Source organism: Bremerella sp. P1 (assembly GCF_028748185.1).
Lineage (GTDB): Bacteria > Planctomycetota > Planctomycetia > Pirellulales > Pirellulaceae > Bremerella.
Genome location: NZ_CP118164.1, coordinates 2,223,756 through 2,249,793, shown reverse-complemented (window position 1 = coordinate 2,249,793; position 26,038 = coordinate 2,223,756). Strand labels below are relative to the sequence as shown.

Below are 26,038 nucleotides of genomic sequence, written 5' to 3'. Positions count from 1 at the left end.
TCCATTAATGTCGATTTTGCCGAGTTTTTTGACAATTGGCTGCCATCTGGCGGGGGGGCCGCCGATCGAGGGTGTACCTTAAAGGTGGGGATAGCGGGCTTATTTGTGTCCCTCTTTTCACACTTCCTTCAAGCGGCCGTCCGAGAAACTTGTTTTAACAAAAATTTAGGTACTCGACCCCCATTAAAGGGTGTCCGAATGGGGAAAAAAGAATAGACTCAAGGGAATTAGATCGACCTTGGGGCGTGACCAGGGCACTTGCTTTTTTCAATCCTCTAGCCCCGCTCTTTAACAATATGTGCCTATTGGCAATCCAATACCGAAGCGTTCCTGAGGCCCCGATTCTCGTCGCGGCTAATCGGGAAGAATTTTATGATCGTCCCACGCTCGCTCCCTCGATTCAATCGGGGAAGCCACGAGCGTTGTGCGGCATTGATCAACAAGCTGGGGGAACCTGGCTCGGCGTCAATCAGCACGGTCTCGTTGTCGGATGCACTAACCGTCGCAAGATGAAGCGTCCAGCAGTACCTCGTTCGCGGGGACTTTTGTGCCGTGAACTGCTGCGGGCCAGCAGTGCTCAGGCTGCTGTCGAAGTGGCGATGGAAGGACTGATGTCCGAGCAGTACGACGGAGTCAACTTCGTCATGGCCGACGCCGACAGCGGTTGGGTCGTGCATGGTGGCGACGACGTCAACGCTCAACGCCTGGAAGAAGGCCTGAACCTGATCGGTGGTCACGACCTGAACGATTCGCGCGACGAACGTGTTCAGCTGGCTCATCGCTTGATGACCCTGCAGACGCTTGATTCGGCCGTGAAGTTCCTGGCCGTTTCCAGCAAGGTCTTTGCCCGTCCGCCAGCGGCTCAAGGTCGTCCTGGGATGGTGATCGAAGGTAAGGAATGGGGTACGGTCAGCAGCACGCTGATCTCGCTGGGCAAAAAGCCCCGCGACGCCATCTTCCAATACACCGAAGGTCCTCCGACCAAGGTTGGCTACGAAGATTACTCGCCACTGTTGCGAGACATCCTCAGCCGCGGTCTTCGCGAAGCCCGAGCTTCCCGAGCCGAAGCCTAGTTCGCCGACGAGAAATTGATAACACTCGAAAGAGCACATTGCATGCGTGATGTGCTCTTTTTTTATTGGACATTCCGGTCCCCTCTCCACCGTCTGCGGGGGAGAGTGTTAGGGTGAGGGGGCTCGTGCTTCTCTCAAGCGAATGCCCGCCATGTGTTCCAGATTGGTGCAGTACTTCGTCTGGCGGTGTTATATTAGCGTCGCTCAATAAACCCTCACCCTAACCCTCTCCCAGCGAGGGAGAGGGGACTAAGACTTGATTGTTTTGCTTTCATGCCCAATCACTCCTGGCGTCCTACCGCGTCGATCGACAACTTGAAACGCCGTCACGAGATCACCCAAACTGTGCGGGCCTTCTTCCTGGCTCTCGGGTTCTGGGAAGTTGAGACGCCGCTACTTTCTCGGGACACGGTCGTCGACACGCATCTCGATCCCGTGCCGGTGCCGCTCTCCTGGAATCCGGCTAAGCCGAGCGAAGGCGAGCGATACTACCTGCAGACGTCGCCTGAGTTCGCCATGAAGCGGCTGGTGGCGGCTGGGGCGGATGCCATCTTTCAGATCACCAAGGCCTTTCGCCTGGCCGAGGCTGGCTTGCAGCACAATGTCGAGTTCACGCTGATTGAATGGTACCGAGTCGGCGACGACCTGCAGGCCGGCATGCAGCTACTATCCGATTTGGCCGAGGCCGCTTTGCAGCGAGGCCCAGCCGAAACCATCAGCTACGCCCAGCTCTTTCAGACGCATCTGGGCATCGACCCGCTGGCCACAACGACGCAGCAGCTTAAAGCGATAGCCGAAACGCACAACGTCAGCGTGCCGGAGTCGTTCTCGGATGATGACATCGACGGCCTGTTGGAACTGCTGCTATCGGAACTGATTCAGCCGAAGCTCGGCTTCGATCGGCCGGTGATCCTGTATCACTACCCGGCCTCGCAGGCAGCGCTGGCCCGGCTGGATGAAGCTGACCCGCGGGTAGCTTGCCGCTTTGAACTGTTTGTCGATGGGATGGAACTGGCCAACGGCTACGACGAACTGCTCGACGCCGAGATTTTGGTGGAGAGAAACCGAACCAGCAACGCGGCTCGTGAGTCACTCGGCAAGCCCGCTTTGCCAGAAGAGAGCCAGCTAATCGAAGCGATGCGCGACGGCCTGCCAGCGTGTAGCGGCTGTGCGTTGGGTTTGGATCGTCTGGTAATGGCGGCGATCGGAGCGAAGTCGATCGACGAGGTGATCCCGTTTCCGACGCGGTTGGCTTAGGGAAATGATCCCGTGCCCTTTTTTCCGAAGTGACTTATGCCATGCTCAATCCTATGAATGTCTTGCCTGTTGTAGGTTTAGGGTTTTTGCTTTGCATCGTCATGGCTTTGGGGTGTTATCCTCATCCACCCAAGTCCGCTGCATTTCCTGGGGCGAATGGCTGGCGAGCAAACGATTTCTTCCATGACGAGCAAGTTATCGAGTTATGCGACTCAATCGACTCCAACAATCCAAGCAAGATAAAACGTTTGGCTGAGGCAGGTGCTGATGTTAATGCAATTGGCAAGGACGGTATGACACTGCTGCTGTGGGCATTTGCCCGCAACAATTTAGAATGTTTTGAGATGTTGCTGCAGAAGGGTACCAATCCGAATCTCACATTTCAGAGTCGTTTTGGTACCAATGTCATTAAGCCTGGCGATGAAATCATTCATCTGGCGACGAAGGCATCACAGGATGGCTTTCTCGGTGCTGTCCTTACGCATGATGGAGATCCCAATCTGACAAATGCGAATGGCGATACCCCACTCTGTCTCGTTATTTCGCATGCTCCGTCAAAAAAGCAGAGGATTCGTATGCTGCTCGATGCTGGGGCTGATATTAATGGACGCGGTCGATCAGGGGATACGCCACTGATGCGTGCCGCAGGCTGGGGAGGGCAATATGGGATCGCGTTGTTCTTGCTGCAAAACGGAGCGGACCCTATGGTACGCCAACAGCCGAGTCTGCTTAATTTTGTCGATGTCTTCGTCGAAAGCGAAAATATAAACCCGAAGAGTTGGACTACCCAGCAACAGTCCGATTTTGAGCAAATTGAAAACTGGTTAACCGATCATGGAATCTCTGTCGCCAACGTACGATCGGATCACCAGAGATGGAATCGTTGGATCAAGAATCATCCGGAAGTAGAAAGCCATAAAGACACACTCGGTTACCAAGAGCGAGCGGCTAGTTTTTCCGATGAAAACAAATAGTTGTTGGGATTGGATCGCCTGGTGATGGCGGCGATCGGAGCGAAGTCGATAGACGAGGTGATTCCATTTCCGACGCGGTTGGCGTGATCTCATCAAGTTCTTTCCTCATGAAACCAAAGCCCCAGAAGGGATTGCACACGAGGATACTACGTGCACTGATTGGAAACGCGAATGGTCTGACACTTTTCGCACATTTGGAAAATCAGAATCACGTCATCTTCATATTTGCCGAATAAGTAAGTTTCCTTTGTAGGACAATTGGGAACAATCGCGATGGTCCGAAGTTGGTTGCGACGATCTTGCTGAGAGTATTCGCACAAGGGGTTCATACATCGCGAAGTGGGGCGTCCTTGGGAGAATGGCATGTCAAGGTAATCGGATAGTTCTTCTCTGGTCTGCGGAGCATCCTGTTGCCAAAGCCGAGCCGATTCGTGAGCTTTCTTTTGAAGAAGTTCTTCACCTTCTTTTGAAATGTGATCCATGCCAAAAATGCCGGCCCAAGCGTAAACATCTTCAGGATCCTGCGGATTGTAGGGTACTGGGGTGATACTCATGGGGACTCTTGGGAATCGCTCAGGATAGTCTTCGTATGGCCATTCTTCCTCGGAAGATAGATTCGGATCTGATCGATCGAAGAAAAACTGAAGCGAATCGTCAGTTGAAAAGCGATACCCAATCGTGTTTGCGCGAAAATCAAAGCAGTAGAGCAACGGTAACGACTTCAATCCCGGTGGACTGAACGGTAACGCAGGATCGGCTAAATCAAGAGAATACAAATGATGTACTAAGAGGCCATCACAATCCTCTCGTGTCGCGCCACGAAATGGAGTGTTCCCACCGAACGTATGGCGACCCTGAGAGTTGGGCGTTGCTTTGGCAAGTTTTAACACGCCAAAAAGAAACGCGTTGTCTTCCGGCAGCATCAGCACTTGCTCCGCAGGACGGTCATTCTAGGTTGATAATTAGCCATTCACGAAGAACGGCCGGAAACTGGCTGTGGACTGGATGCCCCTTGCGAGGTGATCCCGTTTCCGACTCGTCAGGCTTGAACGCGCTGGCCTACTGCACCACAAACGGCAGCGGTAGGAAGTCGGCGGTGCGGGGGATGAAGTAGGGGATCTGGAGGCGTTTGATTTCGGCGGCGACTTGTGTGGCGGATGCGTCCGAGATCTCTTGTTTATCCAAGCCTTGCAGGAAGCCGGTGGCTGTCGACGATGAGAACGTGTGCGACCAGATCGGCTCGTCGGAGCCCTTCATGAGAAGTTCCAGCTTCAACTGGCCGTATTGATGCTCTGGCGAAGCAGGCTCGGCGTTGAAGCGGAAGTAGGCGTCTTGGTCTGCAGCGTAAAGCATCTTGTCCGCTTTCAGGCGGGCCACGATCGCGTCGCCGATGGCTGCCCGGGCTTTGTCGACCGACGGGCTGCGTTGGCCTCGCATGTAGACATACAGCGAAAGCTTGGCACCTGGGCCGATGATCACGTTGTCGACGGAATTCATCGCCTCCAGCGACCGGGCGACTTCTTCCCAGGGAAGGCCGATCATGGTGATCGTTTCGGCCTCTTCGCCGAAGCGTCCCATCAGGAAATATTTGTCGAGCACCGTGATCTCGTCGTTGTCGTTACGCGGACGTTTGAACTGAACGGTGATCCGTTTGGTTTCGCGATCGATGACGTTGCCGTCGACGATCCAGCCTCTTTGATCCGGTAGCCACGACAAGCTGTACGCATTCAAGCGGCCATAAGGGACGTTCAAGAGGATGTCTTGGATGATCTGTCCCTTGCTGTTCCAGACCACCAGGCGCTGCCTGCTGAACGTGCCGTAGACCGCCGCCATCTCCTGGCCATCGGGCGAGAACTCGAGGTCTTCGACATCGCGAGCACGGAGCGTCCAACTGGAACGGCTTTCCAGATCGCTCAGCGGAGCAGCCATGTTGCCCACGTAGCGACCATCGGCCAGCGTCATGACCGAGACCTTGTCTCCTTCGCACAGTGCCAGGTACTTACCATCCGGCGAAACGGTCAGCTGACCTTCTTCGATGCGTTCGGCTCGGACGAAGACATCACGGGTCTTCTTGTTTTCCTCAAGATCCCAAATCGTCAATGTCTTGCCATCGTACGGAGCCACCAACAAGTAGCGGTTGTACATGATCTTCATCACCTGGTAGGTCGTATCCGACTTGCCAGGCACCGTGGCGACGATCTCGCCGGTGACCAGGTTCCAGACGTTGACTGGTTTCCCACGATCGAAACGGCGGCCTGCGAATGCGGCGAAGTACTTGCCGTTGGCGCTCAAGCAGCGGTATTCACCGATCTCAGTCCCTTCGGGGATCGTCTGCACCACCTTCTTCGATTTGATGTGCCAGGCCTCGCGGTTGACCACGATCACCGGGCAACCGGAAGGCCCCATGGTGATCTGGGCGTCCTCGTCCGCAGGGATGGTGATGTCGGAGGCGAGCATCCACGGCGAGGCGCTCATCTGGGCAAAGGCCAGTCGCGTGGGAAGCAGCAAAACAACGAAGGCAATCGTAAGTGTTCGAATCATTCGAGACATAAGAAGGCAATGAAGGAAAGCGGGCCAGAGCGAATCTATCTTCCGATTATGCATACCTGTCGGGGGGAAGGGAATGCGAAAACCGAGTGGGAAAAGACTTTCACAAAGGATTGATCGTTCTCTCTATTTAGTTCGACGAATTTCCGCAGAAATCGTTCTTCATTTTTCTGGGAAGCAGCAAATGCTTGCTGTCGGCGACTGGGTAGGGTACACCGAACGGCATCTCAGGTATGCGCCGCTTGGCGATGAATTGCCCTGGTGAGTTACGCCCTGTGAAGCAAGGATCGATCGATGAGTGAAAAGGTCGGACTGTTCCTGAAGAAGGCCAACGACGATTTAGTTTCTCACTGCAAGTGCGAGCCGTGCTGGATCTCGGCGCCGGCCCAAATGGATTGCCCCTGGTGTGGCTGCGGGTGGCTCTTCGCTTGTCCCAAGTGCCGGCATGCCTATACCTTCGCGGTTGCCGCGCCTTGTGATCTGACCTGGGAGGAGCTGGCGCACCTGGACCTCGATACCCGCTACAGCGAGCCGCCGACCGATGAGGACGTTGAGCTTTGGATTGAACTCATGAAGCAAATGACCGAGGACTTGGAGGAAGGCCAGCAGTATGTCTACTTCGATGGGTGGGCGATTCCGGTCGATGCCGAAGAGTTTGAAGTGCAGGGCGTCTATGCCGATCACGAGCTCAAGCTTGTGCCCCAGGCAGCGGCGCTCGATCAGCCAGCGGTCATTGAACAGGTGCTGGCCAACGAAACGTACTGGCGCGATCGCCATGTCGAGTACGACGACGAAGAAGAATAAGCCGCCGGTGATCGGCGATCAATCTTCCATCAGGACGTCGACTTCTTTCTCTTTCATGCGGACCGCGGACTTCATGGCATGACGCGGTCCAAGCTTCCAACTGGGATGGATCAGCTTCCAGCCTAACGCGTAGAAGCTGAACCAAAGCGGGTAGAGGATCAGCCACAGCAAGAGGAAAATCATCCATACCGGATACATCACCTCCTCGACCAACTGTGTTGTGTTTTCGGAGAAAGCCAGGATGCCGTAAATGATCAGTGAGGACGGAATCGCGATCAGGAAGCCAGTTGCCGCAAAGACAAACGCTTCCCATTTCGTGTTCGTCCAGGCGGGAGTGCATTGGGCGGTCATCGCAAAACCGAGCACGGTCAGAATAGCAATGGCCACAGCCACGTCCGTTGCTCCATTGGATAAGAACAAGTAATTGATCGCCAGCAGGCATACGGCGGTGATTGCCGTGACGACCATCAAGCCGAGAATTGTGAATCGCTGACGAGCGCTCGACTCGCCGCGAAAGGCCGAAAGGATCATGCGGCCCGCGAATGTGAATCCAGCCGAGATCACGATGAACACGCCGTGATAGGAAATCCCTTCCAGCATGTCATGGCTGTAATGGCTTGAAGCGATAAGCAAGATGCTCAAGCTGGCCAGCAGCCAACGCGCCCACCACCGGGCATTGCCACAAGCCAGGTAGAACCCCGTAAACGCGGTGAGGCTATAGATGAGAAACATGCCGATTTCGAATGTAAATCGCATGGAACTGAAGAGGCAAATCAGGATCGATATCGCCCAGACAAGCAGCGCGAGCACACCCGCAATTCGCAAGCCCCCAGTCGTTACAGGCTTGGGTTCTGGTGGCGAACCCACGTCTTCGATCACTTCAGCGGCATCAGGTTCCATCGCCATCATCGCCCATCAGGACATCGAATTCCGGTTGGACACGAGCAGGCTTGAGGGACCTCTCGTGACGTGGCTTGAGTTTCCAACTCGGATCGACCAGCGCCCCGCCCATCCCGTAGAAGACAAAGACAAGCGGATAGAGCGTAACCCAGGTGGTGAAGGCCATGCCCCAGCACGCCGTCACGACGTTCCACATTTCTGGCATTTGATCTTGTAACACGTAGATAACGCCGACGATGCCAAACGGCATCACAAGTGCCAGCGATATGGCACTGGCGGCAAAGGCGATGGCCTGACGCGGGTTGGTAGTCCACAGGGGAGAGCACTGGGCGATCAAGCACAACCCGAAACAAGCCATCATCAGGATGATGGAACTCCCCCGCGCGGTATCCTGGAATTCCGGAAGCTGGTTCAACGCAACCGTACAAACGGCCACGACGCCGGTCACGAGCATCAGACCGAAGATGGTGAAGCGCTGTGTGGGGCTCGACTCGCCACGAATGACGGCGACGATCATGCGGACCAGAAACGTGAACCCAGCCGAGATCACGATCAGCACGCCAAACATGACATAAGAAACCGGATCTTGGGGCTGCAGCATGGTTACGGAAAGGCCCAGCACCGAGCCAGCGGCGACCAACCAGCGAACCCACCACTTCGCCCAGCCGCAAGCCAAGTAGAAGCCGACGATGCCTGCCTGGCCGAAGCGAAGGAAGATGCCGATGTCGCTGGGAGTTCGCCAGGCGAGAAGCACGACGATCTCCAACAGCAGCATGGCAAACAAAACCAAGGCTGCCGGAACCAACCATTTGGTTGCTTCGAGATCGTAGGAATCGGCGGAAGCATCATCGCCCGCATGGATCGCGGTCGAGGAGAATGCTTCGTCGTGATCGGCTTCCATTCAGCTCGGCTTTTGCGAATCGACAGAAAAGAGTAAGCAGCACATATCTCTCACCGTAACAGCTGGGTGGTGCGATGGCTATGATACTGGGGTGATCCCCCCCCGAGGGAATGATCGGCATCGCGAGGCACGCCGTGATCACTGCAATCACTTCCGTGAAAAACAGTAGGCTTGGATCCCAAGACCAGGCCTAAGTGTCTAAGTGAATCACGCGAGCTGTGTGAGCCCCGCAACCGATGAACAAGAAGTGACAAAAGCCCTGGAAGGTTGTTCTTCCAGGGCTTTCATGTGCTTTGATCGCATCGCTTATCAGCCCCTCAGCCTGCGAAGGCGAAAGCGGGCGATGGAGATCGTTTCCTACTTGGCCACCATGTGATTGACCGATTCCCAGCGGCCGGAGCGTTCGCTGCGGAAGACGGCTTCGATGACTTCCATGTTGGCGACCGCATCGGAGATAGGCGTGGGGACGTCGGTGTCTTCCAGGATGGCCTGCGACATGAGGTCGCCTTGGATCGTGTATTGATCGGCCACCGGCAGTTGGATCTCGGTGATCTCTTCCCCTTGCTGATGCCACAAGATGCACGGCTCGTCTGGTGGAGCGTTGAAGGGAATCTGGATCTCAACGCGGCCTTCGGTGCCGAAGATGTTGACCCGCTGGTAGGGGACGATCTTTGTGCCGCAGGTAAACGTGCTCATCAGCCCGCCGAAGTCGATCATCACCGACGACACGACGTCGGTCTTGAACTCTTCGTCGCGCGTCACCGAAGCGATGACCTTTTCCGGTTCGCCTTCGAGGATGAACCGCGACAGCGAGATCGGGTAGCAGCCGATGTCCATGATGCCGCCGCCACCCCAGTCAGGATTGTTGCGGATGTCGGATGGGTTGTTGTTGAAGTACGAGAAGAAGCACTGGATGGTGACCGGCGTACCGATACCCCCTTCGCGGACAATCTGGCGGGCCTTCTGCCACTGCGGGTGATGGCGAAACATGAACGCTTCCATCACCTTCAGGTTCGGGTGTTGGTAAGCGATGTCGGCCAGATGCCGGGCTTCTTCGACACTCAGTCCGATTGGCTTTTCGCACAGCACGTGCTTGCCGGCCTGTATGGCCTTGATGGCCCAGGGCACATGCATGTGGTTGGGCAGCGGGATATAGACCGCGTCGATTTCGGGGTCTTCCAGCAGGGCTTCGTACGAACCGTAAGCTTTGGGAATATTGAGCTGGTCAGCAGCTGCCTGGGCGTTTTCCAGCGAGCGCGAGGCGATGCCGGTCACTTCGCAATATTGCCCTTTCTGCATCCCAGGGATGACTTTGACCGTACCGATCTTTGCGGTGCTCAGCACACCCCAACGAACTTTACTCATCGGGCCTGTTCCTATTTCGTTCTTCATGATGTGGGGAGATAAGATTTCGCGTTTGGCAGGTGAAATCCAGTGTAACGGTCCGTTCGTCATTCACCCAGCGATATTGAAATTTTGCGATAAAAATAGTAGGAACCACCCGGTAAATAGGTAATGTTTGAGAAATGTAGCGATCGCTATTGAGTTTTGTTCCAGTAGATCTTGGCGTTGTGTGTTTGCCGACCGACCGCCACGATATCGGCTTTGCCATCCCCGTTCAGGTCCCCTACGGCTAAATCTTCGATGGCAACCGCTCCGGGGTCAATGACCGTTCGCTGGAATTGGGATCCCTTAGCATCCTGAGGGTCGAAAATACGCAGTCCGCGGCGGGTACTATCGGTCTGATCGTCGCGAACCCCGATCACCAGTTCCTCGTCGGCGTCGTCGTCTAAATTGGCACACCAAACGGCGTGTCCCCACTTCAATTGGTCGTCCAGGACGTGACGCGTCCATAGGCTTCGCAGCGGCTGATCCTCTGGCTTGGTGTAGACCACAATCTGATTGCCGTGCCACGGTTCAATGGTGGCGATATACCAATCGCCATTGGCCAGGCGACCGACTTTCACTTCGCTGGCACCGCGGCTGGGGCTCGACTCTTGATCGCCGCTGCCCAGCTGCGACTTCTTCCAACTGCCGTCCTCCTGAAGCTCGTGAAGGTGAACGCCTTCGTAGCTGGCCGAGATGATGTCGGTCTTACCGTTGCCGGTGAAGTCGATCGGCAGGAAGTTGTGCATCACGTGCAACGAGTTGTCGATCATGTGGACCGGCCACTCGTCGGTGGTTGGGGTCTTGGGAATCTCGAGCGCGATTAGACGCACGCCGTTCTCTGCGAAGTGAGGTCCCGTCGTGCCGGGGCCGAAGAGAGGGCCGATAATCAATTCCGGCTTTTCATCGCCGATGACATTGGCAAAGCGGATGCGATGCGTGCTGTGCTCGTTGCGGATCGGATGGACGTTCCAGTGATCTCCCTTGGCTTCCGCGGAGGTGATCCACTGGATGGTGCCGCGCTGCGTCTTGCCGCCACCCCAGCCAGCGGCCACCGCGAAGTCGAGCTTTCCATCGCCGTTGATGTCGGCCGGGGCAAAGGCCACGTTGTCGGCGTTGGTTTGGCCAGGGCCCAGGATCTCGTGCTCGGTCCAGCTGGGGTTTTCTAGCCAGATCAGACGCTCTTTATCGACAATGCAGATGTCGAGCTTCTCGTCGCCGTTCATATCGAGCAGGCGAACGGCGTACCCGACGCCCAGCTGGGTGTTCAGCTCTTCGGGCTCAAACGAAAGCTCATCGGCCAAGAGTGGGCAGGGAAGCAGAAGCAGGGCAGTCAGCAAGGCGGGCAGCAATCGCATGGGGAGCACCTCCAAGGGGAATAGGAAAGATGCTCCCGATTATCGGCGATTGCTCGCCCCGAAACAAACGTCTCTTAGGCTAAAAGCTTTTCCACGCGCGAGACCAGCTGCAGCGTCAGGCCCCAAGGGTCGCGCAGAAAGCAAACCAGGTCGCCGTTAGGCTGCGTGGCGATCGGGCCTTCTTCCTTGGCCCCGGCTTCGATGAGCCGCTTGCGATCTTTCTCGATGTCTTCGCTCACGAATGCCAGGTGAAAATGAGCCGGCGGGACCTGCGATTGATCCGGCACGTCGAACTGATCGTTGAAGTAGAGCTCGATCAGCATCTGTCCCCCGTCATCGGCCAGGAAGTGGGCAAACGGCGGTTGGCTGCTTCCCTTCTGGATGGTCATCCCCAGGTGAACGACATACCAGCGAGCAACAGCAATCGGGTCGGCAACCTGGAGGGCAAAGTGTTCGATTTTCATGGCATTTCATCCAGGGAAAGGTCTATTAAAAAACGCCGCTCCCTGTGTCAGGAAGCGGCGTGTGTGGATGGCACGGAAGCTGCTTAACGGCGAGCCACTTCGTGCTTCAGGGGCAACCAGGCGCCGTCTTCTTGGCTACTGGCGACGCACTGCTGAATGAAGTACATCCCTTCGACGCCGTCGTGGATATTTGGATAGACGGTGTCCTTCTTCTCGAAGTCCTTACCCAACGCACGCAGGGCCATCGCATCGAACGCGGCGCGATAGATGTTCGCGAACGCTTCGAAGAACCCTTCGGGGTGACCGGCCGGAATACGGCAGGCAGCATCACCCATCGGGGTCATGAACGGAGCACCAGGGCTGCGGGTGTAGATCTTGTGAGGTTCGCCGTTCTGGCGGAAGATCATTTCGTTCGGGTTTTCCTGACGCCACTGGATGGCGGCCTTGGTGCCGTCGATTTCGATCGCCAGATCGTTTTCGCGGCCATGGCTGATCTGCGAAGCGGTCAGCGTGCAGAGGGCACCGTTTTCGTAGCGAATGATGGTGGTGCCGTAGTCGTCAAGCGTGCGACCTTCAACGAAGGTAGCCAGGCTTGTGCTGACCTTGTCTGGCAGCAGACCGGTCATGTAGCGGCCCAGGTTGTAGGCGTGGGTACCGATGTCGCCGTAAGCACCGGCGGCACCACTCTTCTTCGGATCGCTACGCCAGGCAGCTTGCTTCTGGTCGGTGTCTTCCAGCTTTTCTCGCAGCCAGCCTTGGATGTACTGCACGCGGATCGCGTTGATCTCGCCCAGCTCACCATTAAGGATCATCTCGCGAGCCTGGCGAATCAGTGGGTAGCCGGTGTAGTTGTGCGTAACAGCGAAGACGGCACCCGACTTCTGCACGACTTCGTACAGCTCTTCGGCTTCTTCCAGAGTCAGCGTCATTGGCTTGTCGCACATGACGTTGAAGCCGGCTTCCAGGGCGGCCTTGGCCACGGGGAAGTGCATGTGGTTCGGCGTGGCGACCGAGACGAAGTCGATCCGCTTGTCTTCCGGCAGGGCGTTTTCCTTATCCAGCATCTCTTGGTAGCTGGTGTAGGCCCGATCTTCGGGGATGTCGTAATCGGCAGCGGAAGCTTTGGCTCGTTCGGGGTTCGAGCTGAGTGCCCCGGCGACCAGTGCGGCGCGGTTATCGAGGACGGCTGCAGTGGCATGAACACGGCCGATGAACGAGCCGGAACCACCACCGACCAAAGCCATTCGCAATTTACGATTCAGATCACCGTTGGTAGCCATGGGGGCAAATCTCCTCAGAGAATAAGACAGGCAAAGCTTGGGGGTTAGTTCGATAAAGAACGCTTGTTTTAACACACGCGGCGGGGCGTGTCAGTCAGGCGTCTAGCTTGGGTTCGCTTTCGAAGGCGGCACGAACGTCGGGATCGTACAGAATTGCGACCCCCCAAATCGCCAGCGCCAGCGGCACGATCAAGAGAGCTGCCGGGTAGGAGAACGGGATTATGGCCAAGATCATTCCCGTGCGTGCGGTGATGTAGTTCCGCATGATGCGTGCCTCGTTCAAGGCAATAAGGGTCAATACTTGAACGATAAACACCGTGATCAGGCCTGCCAGTGCACCAAGCGTTCGCGGATCATCGGTTGGGTATTCAAAGATCACCACAACTCGAACGCCAATCATCAGCAAGCCGAAAACCAGCGACGGCACTCCCAGCAGCATCAACGCGATCGCCAAGGCCTTCAGGATCTTTTGCTTTTGGGTTGTGTCCCGTGGCTGACCTGGCAGTGGTGCCTGGGGACTTTCGACCGGTGACGGTTCAGGCCGCTCGGCAAAAGGATTTGGGGAAGGTTGGTCCGGGGGCGGGGCATCCCAGCGAGATTCAGTCTTACCAGTGATTCCCAGTGGGTCCTCTTCTTCCAGTGGAGCGACCTCGGGTACGTCGGGGGTCGTCAACAGCTTCGGGCTACCGCTGAAGGGAATCCGGACGATCGAATAGCAATTCGGACAGCGTGTCTTTTTGCCTTCCGAACCATCGGGAACGCAGATAGACCGCCGACAGGTTTCGCAATGAAAACTGATCGGCATCGCAAGACTTTCTCAAATAGGTAACGGCTTAGCTACGGTAGGCGAAACGCTGCTTTCACGGAATCGTCGTTCATGACCACAATTCCCCAGATGCCAAAGACCATCCCGATCAGGCAGCAGAATCCGCCCGAGCAGGGCGTTATCGATAGGATAAAACCGGTCATGACCAACGCATAGTTGCGGACAGCCAGCGCGCGGATCATCGCCGTAATCGACAGGATGGTGAACAGCAACGGTATGCCAAATTGGAACACCGCCACGATAAGGACCTCGACATCGTTCTGGTTCCCGTTGAATCCGCCACCGTCTACGACTTCGACAATCGTGATGAGGATCCCCAGTAACATCAGGAGCAGACCCAACCCGTTAGTTACCAGAATACCAATTGCAGGGCCCATCAGTTTCGAGCGTGCGTCCTCACGGGAAGCCGGTCGAGGTGCGTAAGACGAAGAGGAAGACGCCGACGAAGGGGGCGACACATAGGGATTGTCCGACGGCGGTCCAAAGGGATCGGGAGCATCGCCAAACGGATTGCTCGACGCAGGTGGCTCGGCTGGAGTCGATTCCGACGTCAGGTCATCCCAGACCGATTCTTTCTTGGCCGGCTGCTGGGGAGCCGGAGGAGGCGTTGGCGTGGGGGACGAACCTGCCGCGCTTTTATTGGGAATGACCTGGATGTGTTGGCACTTGGGGCACTTGGTCTTTTTACCTTCGGTGCCATCAGGCACGCGAACCGTCTGATGGCAACTGGAGCAGGGAAAGTCGATCGGCATATTCGTTTACTTCACGTCTACGCGGAGCGCGTTTTTCAGTTTCGAGAGCTTCTATTTACGGCAGACGAAAGGCCGCTTTGACGGAATCATCGTTCATCATCACGATACCCCAGATACCAAAGAGCATCCCGATCAAGCAGCCGCAGCCTCCGCCAAAGGGCGTTAAGGCCAGGATGAATCCGGTCATGACCAGGCCATAATTGCGGACGGCAAACGCTCGGGCCATGGCCGCCATGCACAACAGACTCAGCAGGAACGGAAGGCCGAACATGATGAACAGAGCGATGCTGGCTCCGACGATCTCAGGCGTATCGTTGATCTCGTTTCCTTTTTGAAGCTCGATGATCGTGGCAATCGCCCAGACACCCAGCAGAAGCAGCCCCAGGACGTTACATACCAAAACGCCGATCGCCGGACCCATCAGTTTCGAGCGAGCCTCTTCGCGCGAAGCACCTCGACGTGGATAAGACGAAGAGGACTGAGTCGGCGACATATAGGGATTGTCGGCCGGAGGCCCAAACGGATCGGGAGCATCGCCGAACGGATTGCTGGAAGCGGGCGCTGGTGCAGACGACGGCTCTGGCATCAGGTCATCCCACATCGATTCTTCCTTGGCCGGCTGCTCGGGTGCCGGAGGAGGCGTCGGTGCCGAGGATGACCCGAACGAGTTCTTATCGGGAATGACCTGGACCTGTTGGCATTTAGGGCACTTGGTCTTTTTACCTTCGGTGCCATCGGGCACGCGAACCGTCTGATGGCAATTCGAGCAAGGAAAGTCGATCGACATGGGAAGGCACCTGATCGGTTCGAGGGAGTTTCAACGTAGGAGCAACAACATGGACCTAGCGACTCGTTACGAAGTGAACTGACGCTGGACGCTATTATCGGACAGAACCATCATTCCCCAGATGCTAATAGGAAGGGACAGGGGAAAACAACACGAACAGGGAAGCAAAGTGATAATGAAGCCTGCCCAGGCCAGGCCATAACTTTTAAGATCACGGGCCTGCATCAGTCCGAAACAGGCAAAACCCAACAGACCGATCGCGAATCCGAAACCGATCGCATAACTGATTAGCTGAATGACGACGTCGTTTCCGCGGGCCCCTTCGCCAATGATCCCGATCACCGAGATGATCAGCGTCACCAGGTTGGAAGCGATGCCCAGACCCGCCAGGATCAGGCAGATCAGGGCCGGCGTCTGCAGCTTTTCCATGGCCTCCATGCGGGCCGAGCTGACCTTGACCGCGTCTTCGCCGTACGAAGGGGCGTAAGGATTGGTTGAGCTATCTGAGTCCATGTCGCCGAAAGGACTCTTCTCTTGCGGTGGCGGCGAGGATTCCCGTGGTTTGAAGGCATCCCCCACGCCAGATCGACGTGTCGGGGCAGGTTCGCCTGGCGAGTCCTTCAGCTGTAATTCGTCCGTTTCGGACGGAACCGGCTGGATGGCGTTGCACTTGGGGCACTTGGTTCGCTTTCCCTCGGTTCCATCCGGGACGCGAATTCTATGTTTGCAAACGGCGCAATCGAAGTCGATCGGCATCGTGGATGACTTTCTCAACGCAGAAGGACAGTACGAAAAGGTCGGCCCCAAAAGGCCGGATCCTAGTCTATTCCAAATCGAGTCCCTGCTCTAGCTTACGACGCGACTTTTACCCATCGTGGTGGGCAGTAGGCTCGATCCGCGATAGAGTAAACAGTTACCGACCCTGTAAAGCCATACCAGTCAGTCAAGCAGTTCACGGATGGATAACCTGTCAATCGAGGACGTTCTCGGCCCCCAGGGGCTGATCGCTCGTCGATTACAACAATACGAACAGCGCCCCGAGCAGATGGCCATGGCCCAGGCCGTGGGCAAGGCCCTGGCCAAGAACCGCCACCTGGTGGTCGAGGCCGGGACGGGCGTCGGCAAGAGCTTTGCCTACCTGGTGCCGTCGATCCTGTGGGCTTGTGGCCAGCAAGGAAATGGTGAGAAGTCCCGCCGCGTGGTCATCTCGACCCATACAATCAGCTTGCAGGAACAGCTGCTGGAAAAGGATATTCCGCTGATCAACGCGGCCATTCCCTTGGAATTCACGGCCGTGCTGGCCAAGGGCCGTGGCAACTACGTGAGCCTGCGTCGGCTGGGATCAGCCTCGCTTCGCAGTGCCAGCCTGTTCGACAAAGACGAAGAGACGACGCAGCTCCGCACGCTCAAAGAGTGGTCGAAGAAGACGGCGGACGGCTCGCTAAGCGATCTCGACTTTCGCCCAGCCATCAAAGTGTGGGACGAAATCGCCAGCGACAGCGGCAACTGCCTGGGACGCAAGTGTCCTTCGTACGACGACTGTTTCTACTACCGGGCTCGCCGCCGGATGCAGAACGCACAGCTGCTGATCGTGAACCATGCGTTGTTCTTCAGCGACCTGGCCCTGCGGCGTAGTGGCGTCAGCTTGCTGCCTTCGTACGACGCGGTGATCTTCGACGAAGCGCACACGCTGGAAGGGGTCGCCGGCGATCACCTGGGGATGTCGGTCACGTCGACGCAGATCGACTTCGCCCTGAACAAGCTGTTCAACGAACGCACCCAGAAAGGCCTGCTGGTCCATCACGAGTGCAGCGACGCGATGAACCAGGTAGTGCATACCCGCTATCGAGCCCAGCAGTTTTTCAACGAGCTGGATAGCTGGCTGGAAGAGAACCCGGGCGGAAACGGCCGCGTGAACGTGCCGGAGCTGATCCCGAATGTCCTCTCGCCGGCGATGGCCAAGCTGGCCCAGATGGTGAAGTCGGAAGGGGATCGCTTTGAAGAGGAAGGTACGCGGCAAGACTTTCATTCGCTGTCGGACCGCATCTTCCTGATGGCCGACTCGATCGAAGCCTGGCGGATGCAGAAGATGGAACACACCGTCTACTGGGTCGAAAGCAGCCAGCAGCGTGGACCTTACCGACGAGTGAAGCTGTTCGCCACGCCGATTGAAGTGGGGCCAGTGCTCAGGGAAGAGCTGTTCCAGAAGGTGGACAGTGTGATCCTGACCAGCGCGACGCTATCGTCCTCGCCGAACGAGGGCTTTGACTTTTTCAAGGATCGCATCGGCATCACGCGAAACGACGAGGTCACCTCCGGCAGTCCGTTCGACTACAAGAAGAACGTCAAGCTGGTCCTGGTGAAAGGGATGCCAGACCCCAGCAATCGCCGCGACTACGACCAGGCGCTGGCCGATATGGTGAAGCGGTACGTCGAGCAAACCCAGGGGCACGCGTTCGTGCTGTTCACCAGTTACGACATGCTACGCAACTGTGCTTCCCGCGTGAGCCGCTGGATGAGCCAGAACGGGTACACGCTGTTCAGTCAGTCCGACGGCATGCCACGTGGGCAGATGGTACAGAAGTTTAAAGAGACGCCGGGCTCGGTGCTGTTCGGAACGGATAGTTTCTGGCAAGGTGTCGACGTCCCGGGGGATGCCCTGCAGAACGTGATCATCACCAAGCTCCCGTTCAGCGTGCCGGACCATCCGCTGCTTCAGGCTCGGCTGAATCAAATCAAGGAACGCGGCGGCCAGCCGTTCTCGGAGTACCAACTGCCCGAGGCGATCATCAAGCTGCGGCAAGGCTTCGGCCGGCTAATCCGAGGGCACTCGGACAAGGGCATCGTGGTCATCCTCGACCCACGCGTGCAGACGAAGGGCTACGGACGAGCCTTTCTAAAAGCGCTACCGGAGTGTCACCTGGTGGAAGATAGCTTTGCCCAGGCTGGCTCGGCGAAGCCGACTTGGGATGACTATATCTAGGATCGAACGCGGAGATCTCCTGGATTGTTCATTGCGTTTACCAATAGCCTCCTAGGCCTGGAAGGCCGACCGAAAATACGATGGTTGGATTCGGTCGCCCTTCCAGGGCTTACTTTACGACGGGCCCAGAGTACCAGGGGTTATCACCCCTGGCTACATTCGGCCGGGCCTCCGGCCCTTAGGGCGTGGGGGCTTTGTGCTTTGCATTGCCCGTTGTTGGGCATGTGCCTGCGTTAATTTCAGGTGTCAGGAAAGCACTCCATACTCAAGTGGGGTTAGTTGACCCTGACTCCTGTCCCGCTTACAGTAGATTTGCCTTTCTACGGGCCCTTTTCTGGGTTCGGTTTTGTTAATGCAACCCTTTCTGAAAGCTGCGGTTAGCATCGATGTTGGCCAGCCGTGTCATACCGTGTTTGGACGTCAACCAAGGGCGTGTCGTCAAAGGAACGAATTTCGTTCAGCTGCGCGACGCCGGTGACCCGGTCGAAGTCGCTGCGCGCTACGAGCGCGAAGGGGCCGACGAGTTGGTGTTTTTGGACATTACTGCCAGCCATGAAGAACGCGACATCATCCTCGATGTGGTGCGGCGAACGGCGGAAGAGGTGTTCATGCCGCTGACCGTTGGGGGCGGCATTCGCACGATGGAAGATATTCGCTCGCTGCTTAATGCGGGGGCCGATAAGGTCTCGATCAATTCGGCGGCCTGTAAAGATCCCGAGTTCGTCAGCCAGGCGGCCAAGCGATTTGGTAGCCAGTGCATTGTGGTGAACATCGACCCCAAACGCGTACAGAAAGATGGCCAGGAAGTGTGGGAAGTCCACATCAACGGCGGTCGCAAGCCGACCGGCCTCGAAGCGGTCAGCTGGGCGAAGCGGGTTGAAGAGCTGGGTGCCGGCGAGATCGTACTGACGAGTATGGATCGTGACGGAACCAAGGATGGCTACGATCTGGAAGTCACCAAAGCGGTCAGCGAGGCGGTAACGATTCCCGTGGTGGCCAGCGGTGGGGCAGGGCACCCCGAGCATTTGGCCGACGCGATTCTGGAAGGCAAGGCAGATGCTGCCCTGGCAGCGAGCATTTTTCACTTCGGCCAGTTTACAATTCATGAGACCAAAGAATTGATGCGCGACCGGGGAATTTGTGTCCGGCTTTGATTTCACGGCCGTCGCGAATCAAAATGAGGCGCTTGTCCTCGAACGTTCAGGAACTGAGGTAGAAGAGTCATGGCAGAGATCGATAAAGCGATAGCCGAGAAGTTTCTCTCGGGGGACAAAGAGTACGAAGTCGACAAGATCTTCCGCGCCCTGGTGAAGCTGGAAGGTTCCGACTTGCACATGAAGGTGGGCCGCCCGCCGATCGTGCGCGTCAACGGTACGCTGAAGAACCTCAACCGGGGGCCGATCGATGCCGAAGAAATGCTGCGACTCTTGTGGCCTCTGCTGGATGAACGCAATACGAAAATCTTCCAAGACAACGGCGGTGCCGACTTTGCCCACGTCGTTGACGTCGACGGCGAGAAGTGGCGTTTCCGTGTGAATATGTTCACCCAACTGGGCAACGTCGGTCTGGTCGCTCGTCGTATTAACAACTGGATTCCCAACTTCGAAGGGCTGAACATTCCGCCGGTGATGGAAGAACTGTGCAAGTTCGATCAAGGGATGGTCCTGCTGGCCGGGGTGACGGGTTCTGGTAAGTCAACGACGATCGCGTCGATGCTCAACTGGATCAACCGACACTACTCGAAACACATCCTGACGCTGGAAGACCCGATTGAATTCGTCTACACCGAAGATAAGTGCCTGATCAATCAGCGCGAGATCGGGCAAGACGTGAAAGACTTCGAGATTGCGATGGCGCACGCCGTGCGTGAAGACCCCGACATCATCCTGATTGGTGAAATGCGTGATCAGGAAACGTTCCTCACGGCTATCCACGCGGCGGAAACGGGGCACTTGGTGTTCGGAACGATCCACGCTTCGAGTGCCTCCAGTACGATCGGCCGTATTCTCGACTTGTTCCCCGAAGAAATGCACGGCTCGATTCGCAGCGCTATCGCCTTCAATATGAAGGGGATCGTCGCGCAGAAACTCCTCAAGTCGATCAAGCCGGGCGTCGGCCGTGTGCCGACGGTCGAGATCATGACGATGAATCCAACCGTCCAGAAACTGATTCTGGAAGGCAAGGACAGTAAGCTGCCCGATGCGATTCGTATCGGTAAAGACGACGGTATGCAAGACTTCACGATGAGCCTCAAGTCGTTGATCGACAAAGAACTAATCGATCGCGAAACCGCTTTCGCCGTGGCACCAAACGTCGAAGCGTTGAAGATGGCACTCAAAGGCATCAATGTGGCACAACCTGGGATGGTTTAATGCGAAGAATCGCTTTTTTGATTTTGGCCTTTCTGTTGATCGGCCTGGCTACTGCTTCATTTGGATTCGAGTCGACCTTGCTTGCCCAAGAGGGTGGGGAAGCGGCTGCGGCGCCTGAAGCAGCCCCAGCAGCTGCTCCCGCAAGTACGCCGGCTCCGGTTGCCGCGACGGATCCGACGGACGAAGGTTTCTTCGTCAATCCGTTTCTGCTGTTGCCGGTCATCATCTTGTTCTGCATGTGGACCTATTCGACCGACTGGATCGGCCAGGACTGTCCCCAGCGGAAGCTTTCGCCAGAAGCGTGGGTGATTCCGAACGTCCTGGTGTTCGGCTTGACCTTCTGGCTGTTCTGCGCGGCGATCCCTTATTTCGGCGGATTTCTGTTGGCGATTTTGGCGTGGGCCGTGCCGCTGTTTATGTACATCAAGACCCGCAACGCGATGCTCGACCCGCACGAACGCGTGATGACCAAAGATCACATCCGCTACCTGATCGGAACATGGTCGGGCGGAAAGGTGAAACGCGAGCTGAAAGAGCCTTGGGAAGAAGGGCCTGAGATTCAGATCACGGCCATGGGCAATAGCGATCCGGCCAAGAACACCGAGAACCTCTACACCGCTCGCAAGATGCCCGATGCCTATGTCTGGGTGAAGGAGCTGATCTTCGAGATGATCACCCGCCGCGCGTCCAAGGTGATGATGGACTACACCAAGGAAACCGTCGCGATGCGGTACCTGATCGATGGTGTCTGGCTTGCCGGTGAGAATCGTGATCGAGAGTCGAGCGATCAGATGTTGGTGGTCTTGAAGCTCATCTCGAACATGAATCCCAACGAGCGTCGCGCGCGGCAAGCAGGCGAGTTTGAGATCAAGTACGACATCAAGAAGAAGGTGATCTGCTCGCTGAATACACAAGGGACGCAGACCGGCGAACGAGCGATTCTCGCTGTGCCTGCGGTCACCGCCAAGCTCGAGACCTTAGAAGACCTGGGTATGCGGGATGCCATGATCCAAGAGGTCAAGGGATTGATGGGGGCCCCCAACGGTCTGTTCGTCTTCGCGGCCCGCCCTGAAGGAGGCTTTACCACATTGTGGCAAACCGGCCTGTCTTCGACCGATCGTCTGATGCGTGACTTCGCAGGGATCGAAGTGAAGAATAGTCGCGAGCCTGAGGTGATGAACATCTCGCTCAAGTACTACGATCCGGCTGCCGGCGAAGCACCTGAGGCCGCATTGACCTCGGTGATTCGAAATCAGCCTGATGCGTTGTTCGTTCGTCGAATCGACAACCCAGAAGTGTTTGGCATTCTGCTCAACGAGGCCAACTCGAAACGCATGTGCTTCACGACGGTGAATGCCAAAGAGGATTGTGCCGAGGCGATCCTGCGGCTTCTTTCTCTCAAGATCCCCGCGGACGAGTACGCGAGCGCGTTAAATGGCGTTTTGTACACGCGTCTTTGCCGCAGACTGTGTAAGGGTTGTCGCGAAGAATTTCAGCCAAGCGTGGCCCTGCTCAAACGCATGGGAATCCCGCCAAATAAGGTGGATAAGCTTTACAAGACACCGACGCCTCCCGGCCCGGATGATCCGAAGAAGCCGCCGTGCGAGCATTGTGGTGGCATCGGTTACTACGGCCGCGTGGGCATCTTTGAACTGATGAAAGTCGACGATGGTATTCGTCGCGCGATTGTGAAAACGCCCAAGCTCGAAGCGATTCGAGGTGCTTCCAAGCAAGCAGGCAACAAGACGCTTCAGGAGGAAGCGATTCGACTGGTGGCAACGGGGGTGACTTCGTTGGAAGAAATCAGTCGTGTCCTCAAAGAGTAGATTGCAACTCTCGTATTTCCGCTCCTTCGTCGTTTGATTGCCCCCGTTGTTGTTACTCGTATCCAGGACTTTTGGCTGTGTTGTACTTTTTCGTCTTTACTGTCGTCCTGCTGCTGGCGTTGTTCGCAGTCTTCTGGAATCAGTGTTTCTGGACGAACTTTCTCAGCTGCCAAATGGTGATTCTGTGCAGTGTGATCGCCGTCAATATCGCGCCCGTGTCAGCCGCCAAGATTAACGAAAAGGCACCCGAATGGAGCGGTTTCACCGAGTTCATTTTCATCTGGTTCCTGTTTTGGTGCTTCTACGGTTCGCTGCGGAAGTACGTCAACTGGCTGTCGAAATACCCGGTCCGATTCGGCAAGAAGCTCGATCCCGCGTTCGACTGGATCGGTACAGGCTTGATTACCATCGTGATGTACTGCTGGATTAGCTTTACGCTGTTTGCCTCGCCAGTTGGAGAGCCAAACTTCATCAACATGATGAATGGTCCCAGCGTTCCTTCGTTTGCCGGACGTACATACGGTTACGTTGTCTTTCAACTTCCATCGAATTTGGGGATGCCTGGCAAACCGTTCAACATGGTCGAGTTCGCAAGAACACGCTTTGAGCGTGCCCAAGCGGAAGCAGATCGCTAAATCGTTGTCGTCGCCTATCGCCCCTTTGAATTGAATCTTCGTCACGTATGACTGACACGCCTAACCACGCTTCCGGTGCTGGATTTTCCGCCGAAAACGAAGACCTGCTCGAATATCGAGAACTAAGCCGGCTGGCCATTGGCGGCATGGTGCTGGGGGTGTTTTCGGTTCTCGCGATTTTTACATCGGTCCTTTGGATCGTCCCGGTGCTGGCCATCATTCTATCGCTGGTGGCCTACTACCAAATTCAAAAATCGGATGTCCTGACCGGGAAGGGAATGGCCCTGATCGGTATGGGCCTGGCTGCCATCTGGTTGGGCATTGGCGTCACGCAGGGGGGCGTTCGCGATCGCGTGATGATGAGCACTTCGCGCGAGATGGCCAAGAGCTGGCTCGACTTGCTGCTGGAAAAGAAGACGATGGAAGCCCACCAGCTGACGCTCCGCCCCAATGGTCGTCAGTCGGCAACGACCTCGCTGGAAGGCTATTACCAGAAGGACGATCTGACCAAGGAAGATCTCGAGGCGTTTGAAACGCACGACGCCGTGAAGGTGTTGCGAGGGTGGGCAGGCGGCCCGCTCGAAGCGAAGTTCGTCCGCGACATCTCGTCCAGTTTTTACGAAGGCGTGAACTATGGACGTCACGAGTTTCAAGTGATCGACAAAGAGTCGGGCAAGCCGCTGTGGGATGTCGAAGTGCTCATGAAGCGCGAACGCGGTTACGGCGAAAAGCAGAACGAATTCTTCTGGATCGCCGATTCCATTTCGTTGGGAAAGACCTACCCCGACGCTCGATAACCGGCCTTAGCCGATGGCCTGCTGGACGCTGGCCTTCATCTTGTCGAGCCCTTCTTTGGCGACTTCCAAGGCATCACGCTTCCAGTATTCCGGGTTGAACAGTTCCAGCGAGAAAACGCCAGCGAACTCGTTGGCCACCAGCGTCTGGATCATCGTCTTCAGCGGAGCAACGCCATCACCGGGGAAGACCCGGGCACTGTCGTTGATCTTCTCGCGTGGCGGATCGGCGGGATAGTCGTTCATGTGGAACACGGGAATCACGTTGCCGCTGATCGCCTTGAGTCCACTGAAGTCGGAACCACCTTTGTAGATGTGGTAGACGTCCGGCATCATGCACGCGTCGGGATGATTGGCTTCGACGACGACCATGGCCACTTCGCCGAGGCGGTTAAGGTTTGTCGAAAATCCCCACAGCTCCAGCTCTGGAACGACGCCTGCCTGGCGACCGACTTCCAAAAGGGCATGGTATCGCTTGGCAACTTCCAGCAGGTCGAGCTTCGGGCCGTTGGTAGCACCGGCCGGGGGTGCGGCGATGCGTGTGCCACCAATTTGCGCGAGCAGGTCCATGTCGCGTTTGGCGTGTTCCAAACCAGCGGTACGTTTCTCCTGGTCGTCCACAATCCACTGAGCAAAGCCGATCGCGCTTTCGACCTTCAATCCGGAATCGGCAATCCGCTTGCCCAGGTCGTGCAGGCTCTTGCCGGAGTCTTTGTATTCCTGAATCTTGGAGATCCACGGTTCGATGCCGTCGTAACCTGCTTTTGCAGCAATGTCGACTTCCTGCTCAATATTCAGCTTCTGACCACGAATAGTACTGGTGTTAAAGCAGTAGCGAATCGCCGGCGGGGTCTTTGGAGCGGCCTGTGCGGTAGTGGAGGTTCCCAAAGTGAGTCCGGCGCCGCCGAGTGCCGCGGCACCCGAGAGAGAAAGCATTTGACGACGATCCAATAGCGCGCTCATGAGCCAGTGTCCTTAGGTGGGAATTTCTTTGCAGGTCGCTTTATTGTGGTTGGATGGCACACGACATGCAACGGCGTAAAGGGGTATCTTCGCCGAGAAAGCGGCATGGTGACCGACTTCTGCGTGCGTTATGATGCGACTGACCAAATCGTGGGGATGAAATGAGATTGGTGGCCAACTTCAGCCACCGTAGGGGACGCTGAGAGAATCATCTATGTGGGAAGCACTGATCGCGGTCATCGCTCTGGCCGCCATGGAAATCGTTCTGGGCATCGACAATATTGTCTTTATCGCGATCGTTTCGGCGCGGTTGCCAGAAGAGCAACGTCCCAATGCCCGCCGCATGGGGCTGCTGGCCGCATTGATCATGCGGATCTTGCTGCTCTTTACGATCTCGTGGGTGATGAAAGCCGACGAGCCGTTCTTCTACTGGAGTTCGCTCTTCGGCGACTTGGAGTTTTTCCATCATCACGAGGAGCTGGCAGGCGTTTCGGTGAAGGACCTGATCTTGTTCGTGGGTGGATTGTTCCTGATTTGGAAGAGTGTCTTCGAAATTCATGAGAAGCTCGAACACCACCCGCATGCCGACGGGGAAGCCAAGCCGGCTGCAGCGACGTTCTCTGGTGTCATCTTTCAAGTGATGATGCTGGATATCATCTTCTCGTTGGACTCAGTGATCACCGCGGTAGGTATGGTTCAAGAGACGGTGATGATCGCCGGTATGGAGGTCAGCGGCATCTGGCTGATGGTCACGGCGGTGTTGATCTCGGTGGGTGTGATGATCGTGTTCGCCAATCCGATTTCCGAATTCGTCGAACGTCATCCGACCCTCAAGATGCTCGCCCTCAGCTTCCTGATTTTGATTGGCGTGATGCTGGTTGCCGAAGGGGCCGGCACGCATTTCAACAAGGGATACATCTACTTCGCGATGACCTTTGCCTTGATCGTCGAGTTCCTCAACATGCGGGTTCGTATGAAAGGGCGCAAGCCGATCGAGAAAGAGCTGGAAGAGGAAGCCCAGGCACGAGCCGCAGAGGGCTCGTAACCCGATCTTTTCCCACGAATGAGGGGTGATTTGCCGCTTCGCGGACGCATTTAGACTTGGACCGATGCCAAGCGGTGCGGTAGAATAGGTGGAGCATGGTCTTCCCATGTT

Annotated in this window: 24 protein-coding genes; 11 read left to right on the top strand and 13 right to left on the bottom strand. The window is 56.5% G+C overall.

The window, feature by feature from the left end:
- Positions 1 to 296 precede the first annotated feature (296 nt).
- The 3 genes from PSR63_RS09270 to PSR63_RS09260 all read left to right on the top strand — a co-directional run bounded on the left by PSR63_RS09270 (position 297) and on the right by PSR63_RS09260 (position 3,304).
- Positions 297 to 1,073: an NRDE family protein gene (locus tag PSR63_RS09270; protein WP_274334310.1), complete on the top strand. Its 777-nt coding sequence runs from the start codon at positions 297 to 299 to the stop codon at positions 1,071 to 1,073.
- 273 nt (positions 1,074 to 1,346) lie between these two features.
- Complete coding sequence (epmA, locus tag PSR63_RS09265; protein WP_274332651.1) at positions 1,347 to 2,330, top strand: EF-P lysine aminoacylase EpmA; 984 nt, start codon at positions 1,347 to 1,349, stop codon at positions 2,328 to 2,330.
- A gap of 41 nt (positions 2,331 to 2,371) precedes the next feature.
- Positions 2,372 to 3,304 carry an ankyrin repeat domain-containing protein gene (locus PSR63_RS09260; RefSeq protein ID WP_274332649.1) on the top strand — a complete coding sequence of 311 codons (933 nt, stop codon included), beginning with the start codon at positions 2,372 to 2,374 and terminating at the stop codon, positions 3,302 to 3,304.
- Positions 3,305 to 3,450: 146 nt separating this feature from the next.
- Here PSR63_RS09260 and PSR63_RS09255 read toward each other — a convergent pair whose 3' ends face one another.
- Positions 3,451 to 4,227 (bottom strand): hypothetical protein, encoded by a 777-nt coding sequence (locus tag PSR63_RS09255; RefSeq protein WP_274332647.1) that lies wholly within the window; start codon positions 4,225 to 4,227, stop codon positions 3,451 to 3,453.
- 136 nt (positions 4,228 to 4,363) lie between these two features.
- A complete protein-coding gene (locus tag PSR63_RS09250) occupies positions 4,364 to 5,845 on the bottom strand; it encodes a WD40 repeat domain-containing protein (protein WP_274332645.1) in 1,482 nt (493 codons plus the stop codon).
- A 300-nt stretch (positions 5,846 to 6,145) separates the two neighbouring features.
- On the opposite strand from PSR63_RS09250, the gene PSR63_RS09245 reads away from it, so the two are divergent.
- Positions 6,146 to 6,655, top strand: coding sequence for a hypothetical protein (locus tag PSR63_RS09245; RefSeq protein WP_274332644.1), 510 nt, complete (start codon positions 6,146 to 6,148; stop codon positions 6,653 to 6,655).
- Positions 6,656 to 6,673: 18 nt separating this feature from the next.
- Here PSR63_RS09245 and PSR63_RS09240 read toward each other — a convergent pair whose 3' ends face one another.
- The 10 genes from PSR63_RS09240 to PSR63_RS09195 all read right to left on the bottom strand — a co-directional run bounded on the left by PSR63_RS09240 (position 6,674) and on the right by PSR63_RS09195 (position 16,065).
- Entirely contained in the window at positions 6,674 to 7,555 is an 882-nt protein-coding gene (locus tag PSR63_RS09240; RefSeq protein ID WP_274332642.1) for a hypothetical protein, read from the bottom strand.
- Entirely contained in the window at positions 7,545 to 8,456 is a 912-nt protein-coding gene (locus tag PSR63_RS09235) for a hypothetical protein (RefSeq protein ID WP_274332640.1), read from the bottom strand. The genes PSR63_RS09240 and PSR63_RS09235 overlap by 11 nt, the downstream gene beginning before the upstream one ends.
- Before the next feature lie 357 nt (positions 8,457 to 8,813).
- Positions 8,814 to 9,821 (bottom strand): Gfo/Idh/MocA family protein, encoded by a 1,008-nt coding sequence (locus PSR63_RS09230; RefSeq protein WP_274332639.1) that lies wholly within the window; start codon positions 9,819 to 9,821, stop codon positions 8,814 to 8,816.
- Positions 9,822 to 9,994: 173 nt separating this feature from the next.
- A complete protein-coding gene (locus PSR63_RS09225) occupies positions 9,995 to 11,200 on the bottom strand; it encodes an FG-GAP repeat domain-containing protein (RefSeq protein ID WP_274332638.1) in 1,206 nt (401 codons plus the stop codon).
- A 74-nt stretch (positions 11,201 to 11,274) separates the two neighbouring features.
- Entirely contained in the window at positions 11,275 to 11,664 is a 390-nt protein-coding gene (locus PSR63_RS09220; protein ID WP_274332637.1) for a VOC family protein, read from the bottom strand.
- 83 nt (positions 11,665 to 11,747) lie between these two features.
- A complete protein-coding gene (locus tag PSR63_RS09215) occupies positions 11,748 to 12,944 on the bottom strand; it encodes a Gfo/Idh/MocA family protein (protein ID WP_274332636.1) in 1,197 nt (398 codons plus the stop codon).
- A 94-nt stretch (positions 12,945 to 13,038) separates the two neighbouring features.
- Positions 13,039 to 13,749, bottom strand: coding sequence for a hypothetical protein (locus tag PSR63_RS09210; RefSeq protein WP_274332634.1), 711 nt, complete (start codon positions 13,747 to 13,749; stop codon positions 13,039 to 13,041).
- A 32-nt stretch (positions 13,750 to 13,781) separates the two neighbouring features.
- Positions 13,782 to 14,522 (bottom strand): hypothetical protein, encoded by a 741-nt coding sequence (locus tag PSR63_RS09205; protein WP_274332633.1) that lies wholly within the window; start codon positions 14,520 to 14,522, stop codon positions 13,782 to 13,784.
- A 55-nt stretch (positions 14,523 to 14,577) separates the two neighbouring features.
- A complete protein-coding gene (locus PSR63_RS09200; protein WP_274332632.1) occupies positions 14,578 to 15,309 on the bottom strand; it encodes a hypothetical protein in 732 nt (243 codons plus the stop codon).
- A gap of 66 nt (positions 15,310 to 15,375) precedes the next feature.
- Positions 15,376 to 16,065, bottom strand: coding sequence for a hypothetical protein (locus PSR63_RS09195; RefSeq protein ID WP_274332631.1), 690 nt, complete (start codon positions 16,063 to 16,065; stop codon positions 15,376 to 15,378).
- 202 nt (positions 16,066 to 16,267) lie between these two features.
- Here PSR63_RS09195 and PSR63_RS09190 point away from each other — a divergent pair, with 202 nt between their 5' ends.
- From PSR63_RS09190 to PSR63_RS09165, 6 genes are all read left to right on the top strand, one after another.
- A complete protein-coding gene (locus PSR63_RS09190) occupies positions 16,268 to 18,292 on the top strand; it encodes an ATP-dependent DNA helicase (RefSeq protein WP_274332629.1) in 2,025 nt (674 codons plus the stop codon).
- 386 nt (positions 18,293 to 18,678) lie between these two features.
- Complete coding sequence (hisF, locus tag PSR63_RS09185; RefSeq protein ID WP_274332627.1) at positions 18,679 to 19,446, top strand: imidazole glycerol phosphate synthase subunit HisF; 768 nt, start codon at positions 18,679 to 18,681, stop codon at positions 19,444 to 19,446.
- 69 nt (positions 19,447 to 19,515) lie between these two features.
- A complete protein-coding gene (locus tag PSR63_RS09180) occupies positions 19,516 to 20,664 on the top strand; it encodes a type IV pilus twitching motility protein PilT (protein WP_274332625.1) in 1,149 nt (382 codons plus the stop codon).
- A complete protein-coding gene (locus PSR63_RS09175) occupies positions 20,664 to 22,490 on the top strand; it encodes an ATPase, T2SS/T4P/T4SS family (RefSeq protein ID WP_274332624.1) in 1,827 nt (608 codons plus the stop codon). The genes PSR63_RS09180 and PSR63_RS09175 overlap by 1 nt, the downstream gene beginning before the upstream one ends.
- Before the next feature lie 77 nt (positions 22,491 to 22,567).
- Positions 22,568 to 23,125, top strand: coding sequence for a hypothetical protein (locus PSR63_RS09170; protein ID WP_274332622.1), 558 nt, complete (start codon positions 22,568 to 22,570; stop codon positions 23,123 to 23,125).
- A gap of 47 nt (positions 23,126 to 23,172) precedes the next feature.
- The gene (locus PSR63_RS09165; protein ID WP_274332620.1) at positions 23,173 to 23,922 is read left to right on the top strand and encodes a DUF4190 domain-containing protein; all 750 of its coding nucleotides are present in this window, start codon (positions 23,173 to 23,175) and stop codon (positions 23,920 to 23,922) included.
- Positions 23,923 to 23,928: 6 nt separating this feature from the next.
- Here the strand turns inward: PSR63_RS09165 and PSR63_RS09160 are convergent, their stop codons facing one another.
- Complete coding sequence (locus PSR63_RS09160; RefSeq protein ID WP_274332618.1) at positions 23,929 to 24,882, bottom strand: sugar phosphate isomerase/epimerase family protein; 954 nt, start codon at positions 24,880 to 24,882, stop codon at positions 23,929 to 23,931.
- A gap of 214 nt (positions 24,883 to 25,096) precedes the next feature.
- On the opposite strand from PSR63_RS09160, the gene PSR63_RS09155 reads away from it, so the two are divergent.
- Positions 25,097 to 25,927, top strand: a complete 831-nt coding sequence (locus PSR63_RS09155) for a TerC family protein (protein WP_274332616.1) — start codon at positions 25,097 to 25,099, stop codon at positions 25,925 to 25,927.
- The last annotated feature ends 111 nt before the right edge of the window (positions 25,928 to 26,038 follow it).